Origin of the sequence: Nocardiopsis chromatogenes YIM 90109 (assembly GCF_000341185.1) — a bacterium.
In the GTDB taxonomy this organism is placed as follows: domain Bacteria; phylum Actinomycetota; class Actinomycetes; order Streptosporangiales; family Streptosporangiaceae; genus Nocardiopsis_A; species Nocardiopsis_A chromatogenes.
Genome location: NZ_ANBH01000370.1, coordinates 1 through 7349, shown reverse-complemented (window position 1 = coordinate 7349; position 7349 = coordinate 1). Strand labels below are relative to the sequence as shown.

Genomic DNA, 7349 nt, shown 5'->3' with positions numbered 1-7349 from the left:
CTCACACGATCTTTACGGAATCACTCGTCTAGGAGGTGCTGCGCGGATCACGGCCCACTGCGCGGCGCCCAGGCACGGCCCTCGCCGCGTTCTCATCGGTCGACGGCCTGCCGACCGGCCCTCCCCCGGCCTTGCGACGGACATGGCGCCGCACGTGCCTTCCTACGGCCGAGGTCCAACACAACACCCCCTGCACGAACGGGGGTCCCGGGGGCGGCGGCACTGTCCCCGGGGCCCCGCCTCCCCGGCCGGCGGCGTGTGCGCGAAAGCCCACCGCATTCCGGTCGGCCGTGCCGCCATGAGGCGCTAAGTTGGTGCGGGTCATGCCTTACTCGCCTCCCGAACCCGCCGACCTGGACCGGCTCCGCCTGTACGCCTACCTGTCGGCCCCCGAGCGCCGCACCTACCTGGCGATCATGCGCCTGTTCACCGGCACCCTGCTGGCCGACCTGGGCGCCGGGGACGTGGGCGCCGCGCTCGCCGCCGCCGAGCGGCGCGGCGAGGTCGACGAGGGCGAGTCGCGCCTGGACACCGTGGTGGACCGGCTGGAGCAGCTCGCCCGCTGGGGCAACCTGGTCCCGGGCCGCCGCGAGCCCGCCGCCACCATCGCCGAGTTCACCCGCAGCCGGGTGCGCTACCAGGTCGCCAAGCTCGCCATGCGGGTGCAGCGCGACGTGGACGACCTGCTCAGCGTCGCCGAGGGGGCCCGCGAGGTCTCCCGCGAGCTGCTGCCGGCCATCGAGCACGGCCTGGCCGAGACCTCCCGCCTGCTGGACGAGGCGCTTCAGGCCGCCCCCGAGGGCCGCGCGGTCCCGCGCGCGCTGCGCGAGCGGCTCTCCCAGCAGGTGACCACGCTGTTCCTGCAACACGGCGAGTTCGCCGCCGCCGTGCGCGACTTCTACGCCTACCTCGGCTCGGTCATCGCCCGCTACGACCTCTCCCCCGAGGAGATGGCCGGGTTCAAGCACATGCTGCTGGAGTACGTCGACCTCATCGCCCGGGACGTGCTGCGCCACGCCGAGCCGGTCGCCGACCGGCTGACCGCGCTCGACGGGCGGCGCGAGGCGCTGCTGCGGGTGCTCGGGGGCGGCGCCGACCTGGTGCCCAACACGAGCGTGGTGGGCCAGACCGAGCTGATGGAGCGCGCGCCCGGCCGCACCGCCGCCGACTGGGACGGGCTGGCGGGCTGGTTCGTGGGCCGCCCGGGGCGCCCCTCGGAGGCCGACGAGCTGCGCGAGGCCACCAGCAGGGCGATCAGCGCGCTGCTGGGCAACGTCAAGCGCGCCACCGGCGCGGGCGGCGTGGACCCGGGGCGCCGCCGGGACCTGCTGCGCCTGGCCGCCTGGTTCGACGGGGCCGCCCCCGCCGACGCCCACGACATGTACGCCTCGGCCTTCGGCCTGTTCTCCGCCCGGCACCTGGCGCTGGCGCCCGAGGAGGACGCGCCCTCCCCCAGCCTGCCCTGGTCGGGCGGCGAGGGCGTGCCGGTGGAGGTGAACGTGCGCAGCCGCGGCGAGCGCGCCCCCGGCGGGCAGATCCCCCGCCTGGGCGACGACCCGCTGGGCCGGGCCGCCCTGCTGGAGGAGGAGGCCCGGCGCAAGAGGCGGCGCTCGGCCGCGGTGGGCGAGCTGGCCGCGTCCGCGGGCGACCTGGCCGGGGCCAGGCTGTCGGCCGACGCCCTGGAGCTCTTCTGCGAGCTGCTCACCCTGGCCGGGGCGGGGCGGGACGCCCCCGCCGAGCAGGGCACCGCCGCCGACCCGGTGTCGGGGCTGACCCTGGTGCTGCGCCCCGACGGCGGGGCGGCCCGGATCGGGTCGGTCTTCGGCACCCTGGAGCTGCACGGCACCCGGGTGGAGCTGGACGTGGCCGAGGGCGCCGCCCGGGGCCCGGCCGGAGCGGACGCCCCCGCCGGGGACGCCGCCGAAAGCGGGGTGGGCCGGTGAGCCCCGCCGCACGCACCGCGCGGGCCGAACGCTCGGCACTGGAGGGCCTGGACGCGATCGAGGCGGCCCAGGTGCGCCGGTGCGCCCGGACCCTGCTGCGCCGCCCGCTGCTGCGCGCCGACGGCACCGAGGGCGACGCCCTCCCGGCGGTGCGCCGCTACAGCGACCGGCTGCAGGCGCTCTTCGCCCACTACCTGGGGTACCGGCTGGCGGTGGAGCCGACGTTCGCGCGGCTGTACAAGACCGGCCGCACCCCCGACGGCGTGCGCGGCGCGCACAAGGCCAACGGGGCGGCGTTCACCCCGCGCGCCTATGCCTACCTGTGCCTGGTGCTGGCCGAACTGACCGGCACCAGCGGCCAGGTGCTGCTGTCCGGGCTGGTGGACCAGGTGCGTGCGGCCGGTGCCGAGGCCGGGCTGGACCTGGGCGGCGGCATCGTGGACCGCAGGGCGCTGGTGGCGGCGCTGCGCCACCTGATCGACCTGGGGGTGCTGTCCGAGACCGACGGCAGCGTCGGGCCCTGGGCCGAGGACGCCGGGCGCGAAGCGCTGCTGACGGTGGACGTGGAGCTGCTGGGGCACCTGGTGGCGGCCCCGCTGGGCCGACTGGAGGGCCCGGCGCAGCTCGCCGCCGGCGGGGCGCCGGGGGCGGGCGAGGACGTGCGGTACGCCGTGCGGCGCCGCCTGGTGGAGGACCCGGTGGTGCTCAACGGGGACCTGACCGCCGACCAGCGGGACTGGCTGCGCACCCGGCTGCGCCAGGAGTCGGAGCTGCTGGAGGAGCTGCTGGGGCTGCACCTGGAGGTGCGGGCCGAGGGCGTCCTGGCGGTGGACCCGGACGGCTACCTGAGCGACCTGCTGTACCCGGGGCACGGGACGCTGTCGCGCATCGCTCTGCTCACCGCCGACGCCGTCCTGCGGGACGGTGGGCCCGACGGCGGTGACGACGGTGACGGCGCCGACGGCGCCCCCGGCGGCGGCCGGGTCCCGGTCTCCTACGCGCGCCTGGAGGAGGCGGCGGCCGACATCGTGGCGCGCTACCCCAAGGCGTGGTCGAAGGAGGCCGTGCGCGACACCGCGCGCCTGGCCCGGTCGGTGGCCCAGACCCTCGTCCAGGCCGGGCTGGCGCGGGTGGGGACGGCCCCCGACGGGAGCGAGCGCGTCGAGCTGAGCCCGGCGGCCGCGCGGTACCGCCCGCGCCCGGACGGCCCCGAAGGCGACGGCGACGAGGACGAGGCACCTACCGAGGGCGCCCGCCCCGCCCCGGCGGGCCCCGGCGAGGGCCAGGAGTCCCTGTTCGCCGTGGCGGACGACGCGCCGTGAGGGGGCGGCCGGTGAACGACCGCGTCGGCGCACCCGAGGACGGCCGGACGAGGGCCACGGACGGAACCGGCGGGCGCCTGCGGCCGCGCTTCACCGTGCGGGAGCACACGCGGGCCGACCCCGCCCGTGCGGGCTCGGCCCCGGTATCCCGTGGCCGTTCCATCCCGCACGGGCGTGCCCCGGTCGCCACCGTGGACCCCCGAGGAGGCGATGCGGCCGGGGGCGGGGCCGCTGCGCCGAAGCCCGCACGGCCGGTCAGGCGGGAGGGAGGCCGCCGGGGCGGCCTCCCGGGCGAACGGGGCCGCCCTGTCGACACCCGCCCAGAGGGCGGGCGGTGCGCCCCTCCACGCCGTATACCGGGCGTCCTTAGTGGTGATCTCGGCGACGGCGCCGTCGAACCAGCGGCTTCGCCGGCACGTCCGCCGCGATCACCTCGGGGGTCGAACGGGGATGGCACCGCTCCGGCGGATGCGGCCCCCTGGTGACCGCACCCGCCGACCTCCGTAGCGGACCGGCCTCGGCCGCCCCGCGCCGACACCCCCGACCACCGCCCCTGCGAAGCGACACCGACGTGAGGACCGACACCGTGGAGAGCACCTCCGACCCCCGCAGCCGCTGGCGCCTGCACCGCGGCGGCGTCGTCAACATCTGGCAGTACCGGGACGAGGAGTTCGACCTGTCCGGCGGCCGGGTCATCTTCAAGGGGACCAACGGCTCGGGCAAGTCGCGCACCCTGGAGCTGCTGCTTCCGCTGTGCCTCGACGGCGACCTGCGCAACATGGGCTGCAAGGGCTTCGACACGGTCAGCATGAGCCGCCTCATGCTGGACGACTACTCCGAGGGCACCGTGCGGCTCGGCTACGCCTGGGTGGAGCTGCGGCGGGTGCTGGACGACGGCACCGAGGACTTCTGCACCGCCGGGATCGGCGTCAAGGCGAGCGCCTCCAGCAGGCAGATCACCGACTCCTACCGGTTCCTCACCCCGCTGCGGGTCAACAAGGACTTCGCGCTGCTGGAGCAGGACCGCCCGGTCACCGCCGCGCGGCTGCGCGAGCACATCGGCGAGGACGCGGTGGTCCCCTCCCAGGAGGCGTTCCAGCAGCGGGTGGCCGAGACCGTCTACGGCATCAGCGGCGGCGGCCGCTACACCGACCTGCTGCACCTGCAGCGCACGCTGCGCAACCCCGACATCGGCCTGAAGGTGCTCCAGGGCCAGCTGGAACAGCTCCTCTCCGACGCGCTGCCGCCGGTCGACCCGGACGTGATCGCCCGCACCGCCGCCGGGCTGGACAACCTGGAGGGGGTGCGCCGCAACGTGACGCGGCTGCGCCGCGCCGACTCGGCCCTGCAGGAGTTCCTTGAGGGCTACCGAGGCTACGCGCGCGGAGTGCTGGCCGACCGGGAGGCCCGGCTGGCCAAGGCCGAGAAGGCCGCCGACCGCGCGCGCTCGGCCCTGGACAAGCGCCGCAAGGAGCGCGACGCGGCCGAGGCCGAGCACCGCGCCGCCGCCGACGAGCGCGACGCCCTCACCGCCCGCATGGACACGGTGCAGACCGACCTTGAGGCGTTGAAGTCCTCGGCCGCCTACGGCGCCCTGGGCGACCTGGAGGACAAGGAGGCCACGGTCGCCTCGCAGAAGCGGCACACCGAGGCCGCCCTGCGCACCGCCGAGGACCTGCGCGCCGCCGAGGAGCACTCCCTGGAGGCGGTGGAGCGTGCCGCCGCCCTGCCCGCCCGGGTGGGGCGGGAGGCGGCCGCTGCCGCCGCCGAGGCCCGCGGCGCGCTGCGCGAGCTGGGGCTGGGCCAGGCGCTCGGCCCGCTGCCGGGGCTGGAGCCCGAGGTGCGGCGGGGCGAGGAGACCGCCCGGGTGCTGCGTTCGGCCGACCCCGCGGCGCGCCCCGAGGACACGGCGCGGCCCACCGCCCCCGCGATCGCCACCGAGGCCCTGGCCGAGGCGGCGGGTGCGGCCGCGGAGGCGCTCGACGGGGCGGCCGCTGCCGCCGCCGACCGGGGCCGCCTGCTGTCGGGGCTGCGCGCCGAGGCCGAACGGCTGGCCGAGTCCGAGTCCGGGCTGGAGCGCTTGGGCGAGCGCGCGGAGGCGGCCGCCGAGGAGTCGGCGGCCGCCGACCGCCGGGCCCGCGAGGGCGAGGAGCGCCTCGCCGACGCCGCCGAGCGGTGGAGCGCCGCCGTGCGCGACTGGCACGACCGGGCCCTGCCCGCAGGCGACCGGCCCGACGCCGGGGAGCTGCCCCCGGTCCCCGACGGCGGGGAGGTGCTGCTGGACCCGGGGGCGTTCCGGGACGCGCACCGGGAGGTGCGGGCGGCCCTTCAGCCGCGGGTGCGGGCCGTGCAGCGCGCGGTCCTCGCCGCCGAGCAGCGGCTCTCCGAGGCCGGGGCCGAGCGGACCCGCCTGGAGGCCGAGCTGGCGCACCTGCGCCAGGCCGCCGAGGTCGGGCCGCCGGTGCCCGAGCACACCACGGCCGAGCGCGACCCGGCCCGGGGCGCGCCGTTCGCGCGGCTGGTGGACTTCGCCCCGGAGCTGGGCGAGGAGGAGCGTGCCGGGCTGGAGGCGGCGCTGCGCGCGTCCGGGCTGCTGGGCGCGTGGGTCCGGGCCGACGGCGGCGTCGGCGCGGACGGCGCCGACGGTGTGGACGGGGTGGACGGGGATGAGACGTGGGCGGTGCCCGCGGAGCCCGTCGACGGGCCGACCCTGGCCGACGTGCTCGTCCCGAGCACGGACGGCGGCGCGGAGGGCCCCGGAGGGGAGGGCGGCGGGAACGGCGACGACGCCCCGCCGGTGCCCGAGGAGACCGTCAGCGCCCTGCTGCGCTCGGTGCCGCTGCTGCCGGACGGCGCTCCCGGACCGGGCGCCCTGCCCCGCCCGGCCTCCGTACACGGCACCGGCGCCGACGGTGCGCCCTCCGGGCTCGCGATCGGCACCGACGGCACCTGGCGGTCCGGGGCGCTGGTCGGGCGGCACGGCAAGGAGCGGGCCGAGCACATCGGCGCCGGGGCGCGCGAGGCCGCCCGGCGGCGCCGCACCGAGGAGGCCGAGGCCGCCCTGTCCGCGCTCGCCGAGCGCGAGGAGGGGCTGCGCTCGTCCTTGGAGGGCGCCCAGCGCCTGGAGCAGGGGTGGAACGCCTGCCTGGACGCTTTCCCCGACATCTCCCCCGTGCTGGCCGACCTGGCCGAGACCCGGCAGCGCCGGTCGGCCGCGGCCCGCGCCGCCTCCGAGGCCGAGACCGCCGAGGCCGAACACGCCCGTGCCCGCGCCCGCCTGGAGGCCGAGCGCGGCGAGCACCGCCGCGCCTGCGGCGACGCCGGGCTCCCGGACGGCGCCGAGGCCCTGCGCGAGCTCGCCGACCGGGCCCGCGCCACCGCGTCGCTGCTGGAGCGCGCGGCCGGTCGGCTGCGCGGCGACTACACCGAGGCGCTGCGCGCGGTCTCCGCGTCCCTGGAGGACCACGCCCGCACCGCCGCCTCGCGCGCCCAGGCCGAGGAGGAGGCGGCCCGCACCCACCGGGCCTTCGCCGAGGCGCACGGGGTGCTGGAGACCCTGCGCTCCTCGCTCGGCCAGGACGCCGAGGAGGTCAGCGCGCAGGTGCGGGCGCTCACCGAGGAACGGGCGCGGCTGCGCGACGAGGCGCCCAAGGCGCAGTCGGAGGTGGAGTCCCGGCTGCAGGCGCTCACCCAGGCCGAGGGCCGCACCGAGCAGGCCGAGGCCGCCCTGGAGGAGGCCCAGGGGGTGCTCGCCGACACCGAGGACGCGCTCACCGACACCGCCGACGTGCCCGGCGTGTGGGAGGCGGCCACCGGGCTGGTGGAGGTGCCCTTCGAGCGGGCCGACCTGCGCGCGGCCCTGCGCGAGGCGCTGGAGCCCGAGGGCAGGCCCGGTGACCCGGGTGCGCTGGAGCGGGACCTGATCGCGCGGGTGCAGGCGCTGCAGACCGCGCTGGCCGGGACCCACGACGTGCAGGCCGACCGCGACCGCGGGGTGCTGACGGTGGCCGTCAGCGACGAGGCGGGCACCGCCCCGGCCGCCTCCACCGCCCGGCTCACCGCCGCACGCCTGGCCGAGGCCGAG

3 protein-coding genes are annotated in these 7349 nt (G+C 78.3%); all 3 read left to right on the top strand.

Annotated elements, in window-relative coordinates; translation table 11 throughout:
• Positions 1 to 323 precede the first annotated feature (323 nt).
• Positions 324 to 1943 (top strand): DUF2397 domain-containing protein, encoded by a 1620-nt coding sequence (locus D476_RS0130860; RefSeq protein WP_040728933.1) that lies wholly within the window; start codon positions 324 to 326, stop codon positions 1941 to 1943.
• Positions 1940 to 3265: a TIGR02678 family protein gene (locus D476_RS0130855; protein ID WP_017627729.1), complete on the top strand. Its 1326-nt coding sequence runs from the start codon at positions 1940 to 1942 to the stop codon at positions 3263 to 3265. The genes D476_RS0130860 and D476_RS0130855 overlap by 4 nt, the downstream gene beginning before the upstream one ends.
• A gap of 571 nt (positions 3266 to 3836) precedes the next feature.
• On the top strand, positions 3837 to 7349 hold a 3513-nt coding region (locus tag D476_RS0130850), incomplete at its 3' end, for a TIGR02680 family protein (protein ID WP_086002670.1).